The following is a 19119-nucleotide window of genomic DNA, read 5'->3' on the forward strand; positions in this document are numbered from 1 at the left end:
CACCACGACCGAGGAATTACCCTCACCGCTCTGATGCTCTCCGGAAGAGATTTCCCACCCGTACTCTCAAAGCCGCCGAAATCGGCCCGCTGAGCCGACGGGTTTCATTCCCCTATCAGAGAGTGCGAGGAAACATGCCCCCCGAGCAAGCGGAACAGCGGCTGAGCCTGGACACCCGGGCCGCGCGCAACCTGGCCACCACGACCAAGACCCGTCCGCAGATGCAGGCCATCACCTCACGCTGGCTGCTGCGCATGCTTCCGTGGGTGGACGTGGCCGGGGGCACCTATCGGGTCAACCGCCGCCTGACCCACGCGGTGGGACGTGGCCGGGTCAGCGTGGTGCAGAACGGCGCCGACGACGTGTGGATCATCTCGGAGACGCTCACGGAGCTGCCCGCCCTGCGCGGGTTCGGCGACCTCGACGTGCTGAGCGCGCTCGCCTCGACGTTCACGGCTCGCCAGTTCCAGGCCGGGGAGGTCATCGTCGAGGCCGGGACGCCGGTCACCGAGACCTTCGTCATCGCCCACGGCCGGCTCAACCGGCTGTCCACCGGCCAGTACGGCGGCACGGTGGTGCTCGGGGTCATCGCGGACGGCGACCAGTTCGGCGACGAGGTCTTCGCCGAGGACGATGCCCGGTGGCCGTGCTCGATCCAGGCCACCACCGCCGGGACGGTCATGGTGTCGCCGCGGCGGGAGTTCCAGCGGCTGCTCGACCAGTCGCCCGCCCTGCGGGAGCACATCCAGCGTTACCTGGAGGGCACCCGCAAACCGGTCAACAAGCGCGGCGAGGCGGCGGTCCACGTGGCCGCCGGGCACGTCGGCGAGCCGGACATCGGCGGCACCTTCGTGGACTACGAGCTCCACCCTCGCGAATACCCCCTGAGCGTCTCGCAGACCGTCCTGCGGGTCCACACCCGCGTGGCCGACCTCTACAACGAGCCGATGAACCAGTTCGACGAGCAGCTCCGCCTGACGATCCACGAGATCCGCGAGCGCCAGGAATGGGAGCTGCTCAACAACCGCGAGTTCGGGCTGCTGCACAACGCCGACTACAGCCAGCGGATCAACACCTGGTCGGGTCCCCCGACCCCGGACGACCTGGACGACCTGATCAGCATGCGCCGCAAGACCCGCCTGCTGCTCGCGCATCCCAAGGCGATCGCGGCCTTCTTCCGCGAATGCAACAAGCGCGGCCTGACCGTGGGCAGCGCCAACGTCAACGGCCACGAGATCCCGGCCTGGCGCGGAATCCCGATCTTCCCCTGCGGCAAGATCCCGATCATCGACGGGCACACCAGCTCGATCGTGGCCATGCGTACGGGCGAGGAGGACCAGGGAGTGGTCGGCCTGCACCAGGTCGGCATCCCCGAGGAGTACGAGCCCGGCCTGAACGTCCGCTTCATGGGGATCAACCGCCAGGCGGTGATGTCCTACCTGGTCAGCGCCTATTACTCGACGGCGATCCTGGTGCCCGACGCGATCGGGATCCTGGAGAACGCCAACATCGCCGCCCCCCGCTCCTGACAACTTTAGGAAGAGGGCCGCATGCCCGCAGACGACACCGCAGAACCTCCGGCCGCCATCACGCTGCCGACCGGCCCGTCCGTCCGCCGACCCGCCGAATCCCGGCTCCAGGCCGTACCAGACAAGCCCACCGGAGCGGACGCGCCGGCCCGGATGGTGGCGGGCCCCACCGGTCTGGGCACCTCGGCGCTGCGCGTCCCGTCCCCGGACCAGTGGCCCCCGCCCAGGGTCTGCGAGCACGACGGGCACGAATCCCCGCAGCCGCGGCTGACCCTGTCGAGCGCCATGCTCACGTACGACCTCGAGCCGCTCGCCTACCGGGAGCGGGAGTGGGGCGACGGGTCGTACCCCCCGCTGTACTGCCCCGAGACCGTACGCGTCGACGAGGACCTGGGCGACGAGGTCAACCGGCGCCTGGTGGCGTGGGCGGAGCGGGTCGGGCTCCACGAGGGCCGGATGAAGGAGTTCAGCGACACGGGCTACGGCCGGCTGGCCATGCTCACGCACCCCGACGCCGACGACCCCGACATGCTGCTGATCGCGGCGCAGACGAACGCCGCCTGGTGGGCGGCCGACGACTACTACGCCGACGAGACCGACCTGGGCGCGACGCCGACCGAGCTGCCACCGCGGCTGGCCCTGGTGACCTCCGCCATGGACCCGCCGCCGCCCGCGGGCGACTACACCCGCCGGCTCGAGGAGGCGATCCAGGCCGACCCCGTCCTGGTCTCACTGAGGTCGAGCATCAGCCACATCTCCCGCCACGCCAGCTCGGCACAGATCGGGCGCGTCTGCAACATCACTTCCCAGATGTACGTGAGCTGGGCCGCCTACGCGGCTTGGCGCTATCTGGAGACGCCGCCGCCGGTCTGGCGCTACCTCGCGGCACGTCAGCACGACAGCTTCTACACCTCTATGACGCTGATCGACATCGTGGGCGGCTACAACCTGGCCGCCGACCTGTTCTTCATGCGGCGCTTCCACACCGCGCTCATGCAGGCGGGCACCGCCAGCGTCCTGGTCAACGACCTGTATTCCGTCGAGAAGGAGGCCGCGGACGAACTCCCCGACTCCAACGTGATCCTGCTCATCGCGGCCGAGGAGAAGTGTTCCATCCGCGAGGCGACCGAACGCGCGGTCGCCCTCCACAACGATCTCGTCAAGGGCTTCGAATCCAGCCATCGCGCGCTCATTTCCCTCCGGTGTCCCGAGCTCCACCGGTTCCTGCGCGGCGCGCAGGCGTGGATGGCCGGATGCCTCGAATGGCACGGCTCCACCAGCCGCTATCAGTCTTGACCGCACCCCCCGAAGTTCGTTGAAGAGCAGTTCATTGAAGAAGGGAATCCCTCAGGTGACCGCTACGCAGGACTCCTCCGTTCTCAGCAGCCTCTACCAGCGATCCGTCGCCGACTACTGGAACACCGAGCAGAACCCGGTCAACCTCCGGCTGGGCGAAGTGGACGGCATCTACCACCATCACTACGGCATCGGCGAGGTCGACTGGACGGTCCTGGACGGCCCCGCGGAGACCCGGGACGAACGCGTGATCAAGGAGCTCCACCGGCTCGAATCCGCGCAGGCCGACTTCCTCATGAGCCGGCTCGGCCCGCTCGAACCCCACCACCGGGCCATGGACGCGGGCTCGGGCCGAGGCGGCTCCAGCATCGTCGCCAACCTGCGGTTCGGCTGCCACGTGGACGGCGTCTCCATTTCCGAGTCGCAGGTCGCCTTCGCCAACGAGCAGGCCAGGAAGCGCGGCGTGGCCGACAAGGTGCGCTTCCACTTCCGCAACATGCTCGACACCGGGTTCGAGTCTGGAACGTTCCAGGCGATCTGGAACAACGAGAGCACCATGTACGTCGAGCTCTCGCTGCTGTTCGCCGAACACGCCCGGCTGCTGCGCCGCGGTGGCCGATATGTGTGCATCACCGGCTGTTACAACGACGCCTACGGCCTGCCGTCCCGGGCCATCAGCCAGATCAACGCGCACTACATCTGCGACATCCATCCGCGCAGCACGTACTTCAGGGAAATGGCGGCCAACCGCCTCGTCCCCATCAGCGTCGTGGACCTCACGCCCGCGACGATCCCCTACTGGGAGCTCCGCGCCCAGACCGCCCTGGCCACCGGCATCGAACAGCCCTTCCTCGACGCCTACAAGAACGGCAGCTTCCAGTACCTGCTCATCGCGGCCGATCGCGCCTGACAGACCTGCCGTCCCGGCCGCCGGCGACGCGAGCGTCGCCGGCGGCACCCCTCCCTGGGCGGCGCTCAAAGGCGTGTACCGGGCGGTAAAGTGGTGTGATCGTGGTAACCCGTAACGACGTGGCGCGCCTGGCCGGGACCTCGCCCGCCGTGGTCAGCTATGTGATGAACAACGGCCCCAAGCCGGTGTCCGCGGCGACCCGGAGCCGGGTGCTGGCGGCCGTCGAGGAGCTGGGCTACCGTCCCAACGCCGTGGCCAGGTCGCTGCGCGCGCGGCGGACCTGGACGATCGGCGTCATCGCCTCCGACAGCGCGGGCGGCAAGAGCCCGTTCTTCGGCGAGTTCACCAGATCGTGCGAGGACGTGGCCTGGGAGCGCGGCTACTCCGTCCTGCTCGGCAACTCGGCCGAGGATCCCGCACGCGCCGAGGGCTACGTGCGCTCGTTCATGGAGCGGCAGGTCGACGGCCTGGTGCTGATGCGGGTGCGCCCGTCGCCCCAACAGGTCAAGGAGATGGAGGGCGGCATCCCGGTCGTGACGATCGACCACGAGGCGCCCCCCTTCTTCTCCAGGCTGGCCGTGGACGATGAGGAGGGCGGCCGGCTCGCGGCCGCGCACCTGGCGGGGCACGGCCACACCCGGCTCGCGTTCATCGGAGGGCCGCTGGACATCACGGCCGTCGAGCTGCGGCTGGCAGGGTGGCGCAGGGGGCTGGCCGAGGCCGGGCTCGACAGCTCACTGGTCGCGCTGGGCCCGCTCAGCATGGAGGGCGGCTATTCGGCCGCCGTCGAGCTGCTGGCCCAGCGGCCGACCGCGGTGTTCGCCACCACTGACCATCAGGCGATCGGCGCCATGCGCGCCGCCGCCGACCTGGGCCTGCGGGTGCCCGGTGACCTGGCGATCGTCGGGTTCGACGGGGCACGCGAGTCGGCGTTCACCGTGCCGGGCCTGACGACGATCAGGCAGCCGATCGACGAGATGGCCCGCTTCGCCACGGAGACGCTGATCGCCGGGGTCGAGCAGGGCGCCCACCAGCCGGTGACGAAGATCTACCCCGCCGAGCTCGTGGTCCGCGGCTCGTGCGGCTGCCAGGACCGGCGGACGCCCTAGGTGGCGTGATCCGCCGCCACGGTCCTGGCGACGATCTGCGCGGCGACCTCGTCCGCGCGCGCCGCGACCGTGATCCTCGTGCGGCCCGCGCCTTCCGTGAACACGCTCCCCCCATCGGGACCGATCGCCACGTGGCCCTCCGGCGTGAATCCGAACAGATCGGGCGCCAGCAGGGTCAGCACCGTGATCGGGTCGTGCGGGCTGTTCCACTCCTCGTTCCAGAACCGCCACCACTGCTCGATCTCCGCCTTCAGCGCCTGCCCGAACTCGCCTGCCTCAGCGATCCTGGCCACGTCGCCGGCCTCCAGCCGCACGGTCGTGGTGATCTCCAGCCCGGTCACGGTGATCGGAGCGCCGGAGTCGAACACGATCTTCGCCGCCTCGGGGTCGCACTTGAAGTTGTGCTCCGGCTTCGCGGAGTCGAAGCGCCCGCCCATGATCCACAGGTGCCCGACGTTCGCCGCGAACTCCGGGTCGGCCTGGATGGCGTTCGCGATGTTGGTCAGCGGGCCGATCGCGACGACGTCGATCTGGCCCGGTGCCTGGCGTACCAGCTCGGTGAGGTAGGCGGTGGCGTCCGGCTCATGGGAGATCCGCTCGGTGTCGAGGTCGGGGAAGAGCTTGCCCTCGTGGCCCGCCCACCAGACCTCGCGGTCGGTGAGCGTCTTCTCCGCGCCGGGCACCACGGTGAGGGTACGGCCGGCCAGCCGTACCAGCCGCTGGGCCAGGCGCGCCCGCAGCGCCGTGTCACCGTAGACGGTGACGCAGCCGAGCAGGTCCACCTCCGGCGACCCGAGCAGGACGGCCAGCGCGAGCGCGTCGTCCACGTCGGAGCCGAGGTCGGTGTCGAGAACGATCTGACGGTCAGCCATGATGGCCTTTCTCTATTTGAGCCCGGTCGTCGCGATGGACTGGGTGAACTGGCGCTGGAAGCGCAGGATGATGACCAGCGGGATCACGGTCAGCACGACCGAGCCGGCGAACAGCTGCCCGTAGTCGATGGTGAACTGCCCGCGCATGTTGGCCAGCGCGATCGGCCCCAGCTGGTGCTCGGCGTCGGTGCCGATGAGCAGCGGCCAGACGTACGCCTGCCACTGGAAGATGAACAACGTCAGACCCGCACTGACCAGGGCGGGACGCGACAACGGCAGATACAGCCGGGCGAACACCCCGAACCACCCCAGCCCGTCGATCCGCGCCGCCTCCACCAGCTCGGCCGGGACGGCCAGGAAGAACTGACGCAGCAGGAAGATCGCCAGGCCGTGACCGAGTCCGGGCAGGATGAGGCCCGCGTAGGTGTTCTGCAGGTTCCAGTCGCGAAAGAGCGTGGCCAGCGGGATCGCGATCGCGTCGAACGGGATGAGGAAACTCAGCACGACGAGGCCGAAGAGCACGCCCTGACCTCGGAACCTGATGGCCGACAGGCCGAACGCCGCCGCCGCGGAGATGGCCAGGCCGATCAGGACCGTGGCCAGCGCGACGAGCAGCGAGTTGGCGATGGCCCGGCCGAAGCCGCCCGTCAGCAGCGCCAGATAGTTGGCGAGCGTCGGGTCGGCGGGGATCAGCGAGTTGCCGAGGTTGCCCGTGCCGCGCAGCGAACTGCTGAGCGCCCACAGCAGGGGCAGCGCGAAAGCGAGGCCGACGACGCCGGCGAGTGTCTTTCTGAGCATGCTCAGTCCTTGGCGCGCAGCAGACGGAACTGGACGATGACGACCGCGAGCACGACCAGCACCAGCAGCATGACCTCGGCCTGGGCCAGATTGAGGTCGCCGACGCTGTAGGCGCGGGTGAAGATGTCGAACATGGTGACGTTCGTGGAGCCCTGCGGGCCGCCGTTGGTCAGCATCTGGACCGGGGCGAAGACCAGGAAGTTGGAGACCGTGTCGGCCACCAGGACGAACGCCAGCGGCCTGCGCAGCAGCGGCAGCGTCACATGCCAGAATCTGGCCCAGGACGAGGCGCCGTCGATGGCCGCCGCCTCGTAGAGCGCGCGCGGGATGTCCTGCATGCCGGCGATGAGGAACATCATCCAGTAGCCGACCCCGATCCACGACAGCAGCACGATCAGGCACCACAGCGCCTGCTGCGGCGAGGTCAGGAACGGCTGCTGCGGGATGCCCAGCACGTGCAGCACGGCATTGAGCATCCCGTCGGGCCGGTAGGCCACGCTCCAGATGGCCGCCGACACCGCCGGCGGCACCGCGATCGGCAGGATCACCAGGGAACGCAGGAAGCGCACCCCGGCGAACTTCCGCGTGTAGAGAACCGCCAGCGCGAGGGCGACCGCGATCTGCAGCGGGTTCACGATCAGGCTGAACACCAGCGTGACCTTGACGCTCTGCAGGAACGTCGGGTCGTCGAACAGCGTCGCGTAGTTGCCGAGGCCGACGAACGACGTCTCGCCGGTGACCAGGCTGGTGTGCCGCAGGCTGCTGCCCACGGCGATGGCCGCGGGGATCAGCCGGAGCGCCAGCAGCGCCACCAGCGCGGGCGCCAGAAAGGCCAGCGCGACCTTCATCGAAGCTGCTTCCAGGCGGTGGTGATCTCCTGGGTCGCCTGGTCGAGCCGGGCCTTGGGGTCGGCGCCGTTACGAATGTCGGCGAACGCCTTGGTCATGATGTCCTCGAACTGGATGTAGCCGACCGACCTGGGCCGCGCCACCGCCGTGTTCTGGGCGTCGTACTTCATGATCTCGCCGACGCCCTTCGCCTTGGCGTCGAGCAGGGGTACGTACTTGTCGAACGCCGCCTTGTTCGACGGGATGATCGTGGTGTTCTGCGTGGTCTGGAGGTTGCCTTCGGGGTCGAGCGCGGCGTACTCGATGAACTTCTTCGCCGCCGCCTGCCTCTTGGAGGCCGGGTTGACGCCCCACGACCACGAGCCGGTCGGGGTCACCGGCTTGCCGCCCTGGAAGTAGGGGTACGGTGCCACGCCCCACTTCAGCCCCTTGGCCGCGGCGAACGTGCCCACGTCCCACGGGCCGCCGGCGAAGAAGGCCACCTTGCCCTCGCTGAACAGCGGCGAGGTCTGGAAGGAGCCGACGCCGCGCGGGGCCAGCTTGTTCGCGAACAGGCCGTGGTACCAGGTCATCGCCTTGAACCAGCCGTCGGTCGTGATGGCGGGCGTCAGCATCTCGGGGCCGGTGATCCCGGATCCGCCGCCGAGCGACTCGGCGAGGCTCTGCAGCTGGTAGAACTGCTCGATCTGCTCAGGGATGACCGCCCACTGGGCGCCGGCCTTCTCCTGCGCCTTCTTGCCGGCCTCGACCGTCTGCTCCCACGTCCACCGCTTGGCCGGGTCGCTCGGCGGTGGCTGGACGCCCGCCTTCTCCAGCAACTCGGTGTTGTAGAAGAGGAACTGGTCGGAGGTCCAGATGGGCAGCGCCCACAGCTTGTCTCTGAAGACGTTGACCTCGTACTGCCCGGGGAGCGCGGCGCTCTTGACCTTGTCCGTCAGGTCGCTCAGGTCGGTGAGGAAGCCGCGGGTGGCGAGCGCGGCGACGCGCGGCTGGTCGACCGTGTAGACGTCGATCGAGTCGTCCTTGGCCGCGAGGCGCTGCTGGAGCACGCTGTTGAGCTGGTCGAAGGGGACCTGGGTGTAGTTGACCTTGGTCCCCGGGTTCTTGGCCTCGAACCCGGCGATGACTGGGGCGAAGGTCTTGGGGTCCTCGGGGCCGACGAACTGGATCGGGCCCGAGGCGTCGGCGGCCTGGCTCGCGCCGCCCGACCCGCCCGACCCGCCCGACCCACCTGAGCCGCAGGCGGCCAGGGCGCCGGCCAGGGCTGTCGTGGCGATAACCACCCTGAAGAACTTCATCCCCTAGCTCCTTCTGGACCGAGGTCTACACGTGTCACCTTCAGGCGGCCAGGATGCCACCAAGCGCGCAGAAGGACAAGGGCCAGGTCAGGCGGCTCGTACGCCGCCCGACTGGACATTTAGGACGCACCACCTAAAGACGTTGACATACCCGCAAACCGGGCCATAGATTTTTTTGCGAAACGTTTTCACCAACTCGTCTCGGCCCACTGCTGCGCCGAGCCGCCCAGGCCGGAGTGGAATGACTTCGTTAGGCTCGGGCCCGGCGCGACGGAGCAGGCATTCGATGGCCTCGCCGCGACTGGGCACGCACACCCTCACCGAAGAGCGCGGGCTGCTCTTCGGCGGCGACTACAACCCCGAGCAGTGGCCAGAAGAGGTCTGGACCGAGGACGTCGAACTGATGAGGGCGGCCGGGGTCAACCTGGTCACCGTCGGCGTGTTCAGCTGGGCGCGGATCGAGCCGAGGCCGGGCGCGCGCGACTTCGGCTGGCTGGACCGGGTGCTCGACCTGCTCGGCTCGGCCGGGATCGCGGTCGACCTGGCCACCCCGACCGCCTCGCCGCCGCCGTGGCTGGGCCACCGCTGGCCGCGGACCCTGCCCGTGGACGAGTCGGGACACCGGCTCTGGTACGGCTCGCGCAACCAGTTCTGCCCATCGTCCCCGGCCTACCGGGAGAAGGCACTGGCCATCGTCACCGACCTCGCCGACCGCTACGCCGGACACCCGGCGCTAGCGCTGTGGCACGTGGGCAACGAGTACGGCCAGGTCTGCCACTGCGGTGACACGGCGGCGGCGTTCCGTACCTGGCTGCGAGAGCGCTACGGCGACCTGGACGCCCTGAACGAGGCGTGGGGCACCAGCTTCTGGAGCCAGCATTATGGCGAGTGGGCCGAGATCATCACCCCGCGCCGCGCCCCGTACATGATCAACCCCACACAGCAGCTCGACTTCTGGCGGTTCTGCTCGGACGCGCTGCTCGCGCACTATCGCGCCGAACGCGACATCCTGCGCGAACGAACACCGGACGTGCCCATCACCACGAACTTCATGGGTCTGTTCAAGCCCGTCGACTACTGGGCGTGGGCGCCAGAAGAGGACATTGTCTCAAACGACTGGTACCCCGACCCCGCCGACCCGCTCTCCCCCGCCCGCTCGGCGCTCACCCACGACCTGACCCGCTCACTCGGCGGCGGACGGCCGTGGCTACTGATGGAGCAGGCCACGAACGGGGTGAACTGGCGCCCGCACAACCTCCCCAAACAGGCAGGACAGCTGCGGCTGGAGTCGTTGCAGGCGCTCGCCCGCGGCGCCGACGGGCTGTGCTACTTCCAGTGGCGGGCCTCCCGGTTCGGGGCCGAGCGCTTCCACGCCGCGATGGTGCCGCACGCGGGGCCGGAGACCCGGCTGCACGCCGAGGTCCGTGCCCACGGCAACGAGCTGCGCGGGCTGGCCTCGGTGGCGGGCACGCCGGTGCCCGCCAAGGTGGCGATGGTGCACGACTGGGCCAGCTGGTGGGCACTGGAGGAGCGCGGCCGGCCCAGTGACCGGCTCACCCTGCCCGACCAGCTCCTGCGCTTCTACCGGCCGCTGTGGGAGCGCGGCGTGACCGTGGACCTGGTGCCGCCGTCCGCGGACCTCAGTGGGTACGCGCTGACCGTGGTGCCGAACCTCTACCTGATCAGTGACGGGGACGCCGCGTCCCTGACCGAGTACGTGCACCGCGGCGGTGTGTTGCTGGTCGGCCCCTTCTCCGGGGTGGCGGACCCGCGGGCGCACGTCCGTACCGGCCGCTTTCCCGCGCCGCTGCGCGAGGTGCTGGGCGCGTCCGGCGAGGAGTGGCTGCCCGCGCCGGAGGACCGGCCGGTGCGCTGCCACTGGGCCGACGGCACCGGCTTCACCGCGCGGATCTGGACCGAGCTGATGGCCGCCGAGGGCGCCGAGCCGGTGGCCACATTCGCCGACGGCGATCTGGCCGGCCGCCCGGCGGTGCTGCGGCACGAGAGCGGCGCGGGCGTCGCCTGGTACGTGGCGACGGTGCCCGAGGCCGACGGGCTGGCCGAGCTGACCGCGCGGGTGCTGGCCGACGCGGACGTGACCGGGGCCCTGCCCGAGCTGCCGCCCGGCGTCGAGGCGGTACGCCGGGGGCCCGTGCTGTTCGTGCTCAACCACGGTGACGAGACGCGGCGCGTGCCGATCCCCTATCCGGCCGAGGACCTGCTGACCGGGTCCACGGCCGACGGCATGGTGACACTGGCGCCGCGCGCGGTCGTCGCACTACGGCCTCTCGACTGATCCCGTCAGAGCTGATCCCGTCTGAGCTGATCCGGTCAGAGCTGATCCGGTCAGAGCTGATCCGGTCAGAGCGCCAGACGGGCCGGGAAACCACCGGTCGCGATCGGACTCCAACGGTCGATATGGAGGCGGATGAGGGACTTGCCCTGCCGCTCCATGGCGGCCCGATAGTCATCCCAATCGGGGTGCTCGCCGGAGATGCACCTGTAGTAGTCCACCAGCGCGTCGAGCGCCTCGGGCATGTCCAGCACCTCGGCCCGCCCGTCGACCTGGACGTACGGGCCGTCCCAGTCGTCGGACAGCACGCAGATCGACGCCCGCTCGTCACGGCGGGCGTTGCGCGTCTTGGCCCGGTCGGGATAGGTCGACACCACGATCCGGCCGCCTTCGTCCACCCCGCAGGACACCGGCGAGAGCTGGGGCCGCCCGTCGGCACGGGTGGTCGACAGCAGGCCGTGATGCCTGGGACGGAGAAAATCGAGGAGTTCGGGCAGTTCGACACGGCGGGCGGTCGCGACCCTCGGAGCCATTTCTTCCCATACCTTTCCGCGCCCGGCCATCGGCGGCGGCCGGCGCCAAGACTCCGATCCTTTCACCTCCTCGGGTCAGGCGACGGGTCGCGTTCCGTTGTGGCGCTCGGACGGCTCAGATAGGCGCCGACCGCGACGCAGACCGCCGCGAGAGACAGGACCAGCAGTCGCGCCGGCTGAGTCGGAGCCGCCTCCGGGGTTTCCGGCCCCCACTGAGAGAGATTGGGGAAGGAGTTGTAGTAGTAGCCGACCCCGTACAGCAGCCCGACGATCACCGAGAGCCGCGCGGCGGCCAGGAAGTACGATCGCGGACGCGCCGACAACGCGGCGATCAGCAGCATCACGAGCAGAGCGGGCTGGTAGGCGGCGGCCAGCTGGTTCCTGCCGGTGGTCAGGTGATACACGTCGACCAGGTCGTACGTCACGAGCAGGGTCGCGGCCAGCCCGAGCGCCATCGGGACCCATGGCAGGCCCTGGCGCGCGTGACGGACGAGGTGGAGGACGGCCAGCACGACGAAGCCGCCGGCGAGGGCGACCGTGGCGATCCATATCGCGGTCTCCCCCGGACCACGCGTGATGGCTTCGGGGGCGGCGAGATGGGCGGTGATCGCGGCCAGAGCCAGGACGGCCACGACCCGGTCGAGGAATCTCCACCGGCCGGGGGCGGCGGATGTCGTCTCGAACAGCACGGCCGCGAGCACCAGGACGCCCGCGGCGGCCGCCACCCATCCGGCTACGGGCTGCGGTCCCCGTGCCCAGGAGAAGACGGACAGCTCGCCGAGGTAGACGGCGGCGAGCCCGAACGTGGCGCCGACGGCCACGTCGCGCTCAAGGCGGCCGGGCGGCAGCAGGCCGACCAGGACGGCGGCGGTCACCAGAAGCGCCAGCCAGATCGAGGCGATCGGCGTGGCGAGCGCGATCATCGGCGTGCTGACCAGCAACAGGGCCGCCAACAGCACCAAGGCCCGCACGGGAATGAGCCACCTCGACGGCCCGGCCGCCGATGACACGGGCACGGACGGGGAGACCGTACTGGTCGCAGGCGTGGGTGTCGGTGTCGCGGGCGTCGGTGTCGGCGACGCGGGTGTCGCAGGCGCGGGCGTGGGTGGCGCGGGCTTTGGTGTCTTGGGTGCTGCCCCGACGGGCTCGGCGGGCCCACTGGCCCGTTTCGCGACCCGGGGAGCCGTGGCCTCGGCGCCCAGGGCCTTGGTGGCGGCCCCCGACACGAGTCGGCTGTCGTCGTCGGCCAGCGCCTCCAGGGCCAGCCGTGCCGCCAGGGCCAACCCTTCGTGCCTGCTGTGGCGCAGCCGTTCCAGTTCCCCGACCGCACCAGCCCTGATCTTGGCGATCGGGTGGTCGATCGCGTGCTGGAGTTCTTCCGGCAGTGACACCGGCCGGCTGACGGGCCGCGCCCTCCTGGCGATGTACATTTCGCCCTGCACGTCGAACGTCCACTTGCCCGGTGTCTGGCTGGGTGTGGTGCGCCGTACGGTGTCGTAGACGTGGTCGTACAGCTCGTCGATGGCGACATAGCCATCCGAGTCCCGGTCGGCCTCGCCGCTCTCCAGCCCTTCCACCAGGGCGCTGGTGAAGACGGAGGGCGACAGCTCCTGGGTGTCCGCCAGTTCGGTGCCGTCGAAGGCGTACTCCATGGCGTTGGACGCGGTGATCACCACGCGACCGCGCCCGCCGAACTGCTCCTCGACGTTGACGCCCAGTCCGGCGCGCGGCAGCGCCCCGCGCGCGAAGGCGCCCGCGTAGCAGCAGTCGAGCAGCAGGACGATGCGGCGCGACCGGCTGCGACTCATCCGCCGGTTGACGAACTCGGCCGGCACCGCGGTCGCCGCGAGCCGGTTGAGCTTGGTGGTGGGCGTGGCGAAGTACAGTTCGCCGGATTCGTCCTTGACGCCGTGACCCGAGAAGTGCAGCAGGAGGAGATCGTCGGGATCGCGGTCGGCGAAGAACTCCTCCACCGCCTCGTTGACGTCCTGCGTGGTCTCGTTGAGCATCGTCCGGACATCGAACCCGCCGATCCGGCGGTCTCCCAGCACGCGGGCCAATGCCTGGGCGTCCAGCGACGGGGCGCGCAGCCGCCGCAGCCCGGGATCGGCGTACTCGTCGCTCGCCACGATCAGCGCCATCCGAGTGCCGCTCAGCGGACGCTCGCCGCCGCGGGCGGCGCGCCGGCGCAGCCACTCGTCGGTGAGCCGCCGCTGCTCGCGGGACGGTACCCCGGTCAGTTCGAGCAGGTCGCCGTCGACACCGAGCTTGACCGAGCGGTTCCGATCGCGCTGCAGCCAGGCCGTCACCGCGTTCACGACCGCCGCGAGCAGGTCCATGCCCGCCAGCGAGATGACCAGGCCGCCAACGGCGAATGACAGGATCGCCCTGGCCCCCGGCGGCGGCTCTCCGGTCTCGGGTGCGACGTCCAGTACGTCGAGTTCGAGTAATTCGCCGCGCAACCCGGCCGTCAACCGCTCCAGCTCCTGCGCGTCCGCGCCGCCGTCGACCACGTGCACGGTCAGCCGCGTCACCTCATCGGCCATCCACTACCCCCCGCCCCGGAGCGTGTCGAGCGCATCATAAGCCCGGGGATAGACCCTCGAACAGCCCGGATATCGTGAGCGTATGGACATGATCGAAGCCCCACGGCTGGTCCTGTTGCCCCTGCGGGTCGAGCACGCGGACGAGATGGCCGTCGTGCTCGCCGATCCCGCCCTGCACGCCTTCATCGGCGGCGCGCCCGCGACCGCGCAGGAGTTGCGCAGCCGCTACGAGCGGCTGGTCGCCGGGCCGGTCGGCTGGCGCAACTGGGTGATCCAGCTGCGTGAGGACGGCGCTCTGGTGGGCTACGTGCAGGCCACGATCGACCGCCGCACGGCCGAGCTCGCCTGGGTGGTCGGCACCCCCTGGCAGGGCCGCGGCCTGGCCGGCGAGGCCACCAAGGCGCTGGTCGGCTGGATCGCGGGCCAGGAGATCGACACGATCGTCGCGCACATCCACCCCGACCACGCCGCCTCGGCCGCCGTCGCCGCCTCCGTCGGGCTGCGCCCCACCGACCAGTGGCAGGACGGCGAGGTGCGGTGGGAGGCGCCGGTATGAGAGTGGCGGTCCTGTCCGACACCCATGCCCCTCGGCATTGGAAGTCGTGTCCGGACCGGGTGGCCGCGCAGTTGCGTGGGGCCGACGCCATCCTGCACGCGGGCGATGTCTGCACGGGCGCGGTGCTGGCCGAGCTGGCGGCGTACGCGCCGGTTCACGCGGTGAAGGGCAACAACGACGGACCCGACGTGGACGCGCCCGAGACGCTGGAGCTCGAGCTCGCCGGGCTCCGGGTGGCGATGATCCACGACAGCGGTACGGCCAAGGGGCGGTGGGACCGCATGCGGCGGCGTTTCCCGGACGCCGAGCTGGTGGTGTTCGGGCACTCGCACATCCCGCTCGACCATCACGAGGACGGGCTGCGGATCTTCAATCCGGGCTCCCCTACCGACCGCCGCCGCCAGCCGCACGGAACGATCGGTCTGCTCGTGATCGAGGAGGGGCGCCTGGTGTCGACGGAGATCGTGCCCGTCACCTGATGGCGCCGCGTCGATGGACCGCCCCCGATATCAGTCGCTCAGGGCCTTGTTGATCACCGCGGTGTAGGCGTAGAACGCCTTGGTGCGGTTCGCCGGATTCTCGATCGAGCTACGGGTGAGATCGCCGTCGGCGAAGAACCGCTTCCGCTGGGCGCTGCTGATCTCCAGCTGAAGGCCCTTGCCCCGGCGGTTCTTGTTGGCGATGTTGTCCGGGCTCGACCCGTCGAGACCGTCCGGGATCTCCCGCGCGACCGTGAACCCGGCGGCGCGCAGCCCGGCGGTGACCCGCTCGACCAGCGCCGTGTCCCGGCCGCCGACGTACGTGCTCGCCTCGGTGCTGTCGGAGTAGCCGTGCCAGGAGACGGTACGGTCGACCCGGGACAGCAGCGTGAGCGCCCGCGGCTCGTCGAACCGGCTGGCCGTGATGTGCAGGGTGCCGTTGCCCGTGGGCTTGATGCCCTCGAACGCGTAGAAGGCGGCCTGGCTCGCTTCGGCGCTGTAATCCGCGAGCTGGGACGTGCCGGCCTCGATGCTCCCCCCGTGGATGGCGATGTGCGCCACCTTCGCGCCCTGAGGGAAGCGCTTGACGCGCCGGTAGTCGGTGCCCTCGGTCTCGTGCGCGGCGAGCTCGGCGTAGTTCGGGTACGTGTCGGCGAGGCGGTGCTGGGCGGCGGCGGGAGCGCGGTGCTGGGCGGCGGCGGAAGCGGGCGCCGGAACGAGCGCGACACCGCTCGCGACGAGGGCGACCCCGGCGAGACCTCGTACCGTCGGGAGAACGCTTGCCATGGTCATGCCCCCAGCTTTGGAAACGGTTGATGGGTCCACGGTAATGGAGCCGATCCGATCGCGTGCGAGACTGCTGGCATGGCCCATTCGCATGACGCCCACGCGCATGACGCGGACGCGCTCTGTGACGTCGCCCATGGCGAGGCGGCAGCCGGTGCCGAAGGCCGCACCCTCGTCGCCGTGTTCGCCTCACCGGTCGCCGACTACCTGCTGCGTTACGGCGCCGACCTGGGATTCCGCGGGATCCTCTTCGAGCCCGACCCCGGCCGGGCCGCCGCGCCGAAGGGGTTCGAGGTCGTCACCACGCCCCCGGCGGACCTGGACGGCACCGCGGACATCGTGCTCACCGACCACCACCGTCCCGAACTCGCCGCTGTGCTGCACGAGCTGCTCGCGCACAAGTGCCGGTGGATAGGGGTCATGGGCAGCCCGCGCCATCCGGCGCCCTATCTCCAGGCGCTGGCCGAGCTGGGCTCGCGGGAGGAGGACATCGCCCGGGTGCACCGGCCGATCGGGCTCAACATCGGCTCGCGCACGCCACCGGAGATCGCCGTCGCGACGCTGGCCGGTCTGCTCGCCGACCGCAACGGACGGCCGGGCGGCTTCGCCTTCTGAAGCCACCCGGCCACGGTGCCCGGTTCAGCAGGGGGTCTCGACGAAGTCCTTGTAGATCGAGCGGGAGCCCCATCTGGACTCGGCGCCCTCACAGTCCTCGTACATGGCGCCCACCACCGTGGTGTAGCTGGAGTCGGAGTAGTACGTGGTGACGCAGTGGTTGCCGAGCGCGCAGACTCGGGCGTACGCGGGAGCGCTGGTGAAGGTCGTGAGGGTGGCGAGGGCGAGGAGTACGGCCAGCAGTACGCGGCGAATCATGAAGATCCTTCCCGATCGAGGAAGTGGCACTGCCGTCGATGATCGATCACCGGGGGCCCGAGCTCAAGATGCGTGAGGATCTTGACTTCTACTGTCCTGAGCTCGGGTAGCCGACGGTCATGAAAAGGCGGCCGGCCTAGCCGAGGGTGGCGCGCAGGGCGGGCTGCAGGCGATCGGCGTGGGCTCGTACCATGTCGTCGCACAGCTCCCAGATCCGCTCCACGGGCAGGGCCGCGGCGGTCGCCGGGTCCGTCATGGCGGCGTGGCGGATGTGGCGTGGATCGTCCTCCAGCGCGGCCCGTACGACCAGGTCGTTCATGCTGAGGTAGGTACGGTTGAGTGCGGCCAGTTGCGGGGGCAGCTCGCCGACGCGGGTGGGCTGCACGCCCATCGCGTCGACCAGGCAGGGCACCTCGACGGTCCCCCGGGCGGGGAGGTTGCTGATCAGGCCGTGGTTGGGCACGTTCCCGTAGACGGTCCTGGGCGTGCCCGTGGTGATGCTGTGGATGATCTGCGGGGCGTACTCCATGGTCCCGTCGACCGGCAGCGGGTCTCCGGCGGCCAGGGCGTCGCGGGTCCGCTCGTAGATGGCCACGTTCTCGTCGACGATGTCCAGGTAGGCGCCGATGGGCAGGCGCAGCCGCTCGATCTCGCTGTCGTGGCCGAGGTACCAGGGCACGTACTCGGAGGAGTGCTCGCTGGTCTCGGTCGGGTAGTAGCCCAGCCGGCGGTACATGTCGACGCGGACGCGGCGGCGCAACTGCTCGTCCGCGGCGATCAGGGCGTCGAGCCGGGGGTACAGGTCAACGCCGTCGTGCTCGAACCGCAGCACCCACGCCTGGTGGTTGACGCCCGCGGCCCGGTACGTCACCTGTTCGAACGGCACGCCCACCAGGTCGGACAGGTCGCGCATCGTCCAGTAGACCGAATGGCACAGCCCCACCACGCGGGTGAGCCCGGTGGCCTCGGCCAGGTACTGGACGTTCATCGCCATCGGGTTGGTGTAGTTGAGCAGCCATGCCTCGGGGCAGACGGCGGCGATGTCCTCGCCCAGGGCCTTCAGCAGGGGGAACGTGCGCAGCGCGCGGAAGATGCCGCCGACGCCGAGGGTGTCGCCGATGGTCTGGCGCACGCCGTACCGGGCGGGGATCTCGAAGTCGGTGCGGGTCGCCTCGCCCATGCCGACCTGGACGATGTTGATGACGAAGTCGGCGCCGGTGAGCGCTTCGCGCCGGTCGGCGTGCGCGGTGATCCGCGGGCTGGCCCCGCGCTCGGCGGCGATGTGCCGGGCGGCGGCGGTCGCGGTGCTCAGGCGCTCGGCGTCGATGTCGTGCAGGGCGATGCGGGCCTCCTTCAGCTCGGCGAACGCGAACAGGTCCGCCAGGAGGCCCTGGGTGAAGACGACGCTCCCGGCGCCGATGAATGCGATCTTCGGGGTGTTCATGTCGGCTGCTGATCCTTGCTGGGGACGTGTGCGACGGCCTCATCCCAGGTGGGCTGGGCCGGGGTGCCGCCTTGGGCACGGGTGGACAGGGCGCCGCAGACGGCGGCGAGGTCCAGGGCTCGGGCGGGGGGCAGTCCGGCCAGGGTCGCGGCGATGAAGCCGGCGTCGAAGCTGTCGCCCGCGCCGACCGCGTCCACGGGTGTGACGGTGATGCCGCAGGTGGTGACGAGCGTGCGCCCGTCGTGGCAGAGGGCGCCGTCCGCGCCGTTCTTGACCACCACCAGCGGACCCCGCGCGGCGAGCGCGGCGGCGGCCCCCTCCAAAGACCCGTCCATGGAGCGCGCGAGGTGACGTGCCTCGTGCGCGTTGGGGAGCAGGATGTCGGTCTCGGCGAGTACGGCGGCCAGCCCCGACGGATCCCACAACCCGGCGGGGTCGTCGTTGGTGTCGAGCGAGGTCGTGGCGCCGTGGCCCCGCGCGGTGCGCAACAGGCCGGGCAGCGCCTTCGCGAGCCCCGGCATGAGGAAGTAGGAGGCGGCGTGCACGTGCCGGGTGGTGGCGAGCAGCGACTCGGGCACGTCGTCTCCGCCGGTGGCGGCCAGGGTGCCGGGTGCGGTCAGGATCGCGCGGTCGCCGCCGTCGCGGGTGAGCACGACGGTGAGCGGGGTGGACAGCTTCGGATCCACGCGCAGCGCCTCGGTGTCGACCCCGCGGGCGTTCAGGGCGTCGCGGACGTAGCGGCCGGCGTCGTCGTCGCCGACGCGCCCGGCGAACGCGACGCGCAGGCCCAGGCGCGCGGCGCCGCAGGCCATGATCGCCGCGGAGCCGCCGAGGGTGAGCGCGCCGGCGCCGACCAGTTGCTCGCGCTGCTCGAAGGCGAGCGGGGCGTCCAGGGGGCCGAGGACGACGTCAGGGTTGGCGTCGCCGATGACAAGCAGGTCGAACATGG

The 19119-nt window shown here is 70.4% G+C and carries 18 protein-coding genes; 8 read left to right on the forward strand and 10 right to left on the reverse strand.

Annotated elements, in window-relative coordinates; translation table 11 throughout:
* Nucleotides 1–134: 134 nt before the first annotated feature.
* From ACGFJ2_RS18805 to ACGFJ2_RS18820, 4 genes are all read left to right on the forward strand, one after another.
* Nucleotides 135–1529 (forward strand): family 2B encapsulin nanocompartment shell protein, encoded by a 1395-nt coding sequence (locus ACGFJ2_RS18805; protein ID WP_393469779.1) that lies wholly within the window; start codon nucleotides 135–137, stop codon nucleotides 1527–1529.
* 21 nt (nucleotides 1530–1550) lie between these two features.
* The gene (locus ACGFJ2_RS18810; protein ID WP_393469782.1) at nucleotides 1551–2825 is read left to right on the forward strand and encodes a family 2 encapsulin nanocompartment cargo protein terpene cyclase; all 1275 of its coding nucleotides are present in this window, start codon (nucleotides 1551–1553) and stop codon (nucleotides 2823–2825) included.
* 55 nt (nucleotides 2826–2880) lie between these two features.
* Nucleotides 2881–3735 carry a geranyl diphosphate 2-C-methyltransferase gene (locus tag ACGFJ2_RS18815; RefSeq protein ID WP_357947837.1) on the forward strand — a complete coding sequence of 285 codons (855 nt, stop codon included), beginning with the start codon at nucleotides 2881–2883 and terminating at the stop codon, nucleotides 3733–3735.
* 95 nt (nucleotides 3736–3830) lie between these two features.
* On the forward strand, nucleotides 3831–4844 hold the full coding sequence (locus ACGFJ2_RS18820; RefSeq protein ID WP_393469785.1) for a LacI family DNA-binding transcriptional regulator: 1014 nt from the start codon (nucleotides 3831–3833) through the stop codon (nucleotides 4842–4844).
* Here ACGFJ2_RS18820 and ACGFJ2_RS18825 read toward each other — a convergent pair.
* Genes ACGFJ2_RS18825 through ACGFJ2_RS18840 form a run of 4 tightly spaced genes read right to left on the reverse strand, consistent with a single transcriptional unit; the run spans nucleotide 4841 to nucleotide 8660 of the window.
* Nucleotides 4841–5716 (reverse strand): nucleoside hydrolase, encoded by an 876-nt coding sequence (locus ACGFJ2_RS18825; protein ID WP_357947832.1) that lies wholly within the window; start codon nucleotides 5714–5716, stop codon nucleotides 4841–4843. The genes ACGFJ2_RS18820 and ACGFJ2_RS18825 overlap by 4 nt on opposite strands.
* Nucleotides 5717–5728: 12 nt before the next feature.
* Nucleotides 5729–6514 carry a carbohydrate ABC transporter permease gene (locus tag ACGFJ2_RS18830; protein WP_357947829.1) on the reverse strand — a complete coding sequence of 262 codons (786 nt, stop codon included), beginning with the start codon at nucleotides 6512–6514 and terminating at the stop codon, nucleotides 5729–5731.
* Nucleotides 6515–6516: 2 nt separating this feature from the next.
* Nucleotides 6517–7362 carry a sugar ABC transporter permease gene (locus ACGFJ2_RS18835; protein WP_358429757.1) on the reverse strand — a complete coding sequence of 282 codons (846 nt, stop codon included), beginning with the start codon at nucleotides 7360–7362 and terminating at the stop codon, nucleotides 6517–6519.
* On the reverse strand, nucleotides 7359–8660 hold the full coding sequence (locus ACGFJ2_RS18840) for an ABC transporter substrate-binding protein (RefSeq protein WP_393469790.1): 1302 nt from the start codon (nucleotides 8658–8660) through the stop codon (nucleotides 7359–7361). Before ACGFJ2_RS18840 ends, ACGFJ2_RS18835 begins: the two co-directional genes overlap by 4 nt.
* Before the next feature lie 286 nt (nucleotides 8661–8946).
* Here ACGFJ2_RS18840 and ACGFJ2_RS18845 point away from each other — a divergent pair, with 286 nt between their 5' ends.
* Nucleotides 8947–10956, forward strand: coding sequence for a beta-galactosidase (locus ACGFJ2_RS18845; RefSeq protein WP_393469792.1), 2010 nt, complete (start codon nucleotides 8947–8949; stop codon nucleotides 10954–10956).
* A gap of 65 nt (nucleotides 10957–11021) precedes the next feature.
* On the opposite strand, the gene ACGFJ2_RS18850 is transcribed toward ACGFJ2_RS18845, so the two are convergent.
* Both ACGFJ2_RS18850 and ACGFJ2_RS18855 read right to left on the reverse strand, forming a co-directional pair.
* Complete coding sequence (locus tag ACGFJ2_RS18850) at nucleotides 11022–11486, reverse strand: PPOX class F420-dependent oxidoreductase (RefSeq protein WP_357947820.1); 465 nt, start codon at nucleotides 11484–11486, stop codon at nucleotides 11022–11024.
* 62 nt (nucleotides 11487–11548) lie between these two features.
* Nucleotides 11549–14032 (reverse strand): caspase domain-containing protein, encoded by a 2484-nt coding sequence (locus tag ACGFJ2_RS18855; RefSeq protein WP_393469795.1) that lies wholly within the window; start codon nucleotides 14030–14032, stop codon nucleotides 11549–11551.
* 82 nt (nucleotides 14033–14114) lie between these two features.
* Between ACGFJ2_RS18855 and ACGFJ2_RS18860 the strand changes: the two genes are divergently transcribed.
* Both ACGFJ2_RS18860 and ACGFJ2_RS18865 read left to right on the forward strand, forming a co-directional pair.
* Nucleotides 14115–14588 carry a GNAT family N-acetyltransferase gene (locus ACGFJ2_RS18860; RefSeq protein ID WP_357947815.1) on the forward strand — a complete coding sequence of 158 codons (474 nt, stop codon included), beginning with the start codon at nucleotides 14115–14117 and terminating at the stop codon, nucleotides 14586–14588.
* A complete protein-coding gene (locus tag ACGFJ2_RS18865) occupies nucleotides 14585–15067 on the forward strand; it encodes a metallophosphoesterase family protein (protein WP_357947813.1) in 483 nt (160 codons plus the stop codon). Before ACGFJ2_RS18860 ends, ACGFJ2_RS18865 begins: the two co-directional genes overlap by 4 nt.
* Before the next feature lie 30 nt (nucleotides 15068–15097).
* On the opposite strand, the gene ACGFJ2_RS18870 is transcribed toward ACGFJ2_RS18865, so the two are convergent.
* Nucleotides 15098–15859 carry a poly-gamma-glutamate hydrolase family protein gene (locus tag ACGFJ2_RS18870; RefSeq protein ID WP_393469799.1) on the reverse strand — a complete coding sequence of 254 codons (762 nt, stop codon included), beginning with the start codon at nucleotides 15857–15859 and terminating at the stop codon, nucleotides 15098–15100.
* A 72-nt stretch (nucleotides 15860–15931) separates the two neighbouring features.
* On the opposite strand from ACGFJ2_RS18870, the gene ACGFJ2_RS18875 reads away from it, so the two are divergent.
* Nucleotides 15932–16468, forward strand: coding sequence for an XdhC family protein (locus ACGFJ2_RS18875; RefSeq protein WP_393469802.1), 537 nt, complete (start codon nucleotides 15932–15934; stop codon nucleotides 16466–16468).
* A gap of 24 nt (nucleotides 16469–16492) precedes the next feature.
* On the opposite strand, the gene ACGFJ2_RS18880 is transcribed toward ACGFJ2_RS18875, so the two are convergent.
* The 3 genes from ACGFJ2_RS18880 to ACGFJ2_RS18890 all read right to left on the reverse strand — a co-directional run bounded on the left by ACGFJ2_RS18880 (nucleotide 16493) and on the right by ACGFJ2_RS18890 (nucleotide 19117).
* Nucleotides 16493–16726 carry a DUF6289 family protein gene (locus ACGFJ2_RS18880; protein WP_357947806.1) on the reverse strand — a complete coding sequence of 78 codons (234 nt, stop codon included), beginning with the start codon at nucleotides 16724–16726 and terminating at the stop codon, nucleotides 16493–16495.
* Nucleotides 16727–16862: 136 nt separating this feature from the next.
* Nucleotides 16863–18170 (reverse strand): alpha-glucosidase/alpha-galactosidase, encoded by a 1308-nt coding sequence (locus ACGFJ2_RS18885; protein ID WP_393469805.1) that lies wholly within the window; start codon nucleotides 18168–18170, stop codon nucleotides 16863–16865.
* Nucleotides 18167–19117, reverse strand: a complete 951-nt coding sequence (locus tag ACGFJ2_RS18890) for a carbohydrate kinase family protein (RefSeq protein WP_393469808.1) — start codon at nucleotides 19115–19117, stop codon at nucleotides 18167–18169. The genes ACGFJ2_RS18885 and ACGFJ2_RS18890 overlap by 4 nt, the downstream gene beginning before the upstream one ends.
* Between the last annotated feature and the right edge of the window lie 2 nt (nucleotides 19118–19119).

Source organism: Nonomuraea sp. NPDC049028, from assembly GCF_043197735.1.
Taxonomy (GTDB): Bacteria; Actinomycetota; Actinomycetes; order Streptosporangiales; family Streptosporangiaceae; genus Nonomuraea.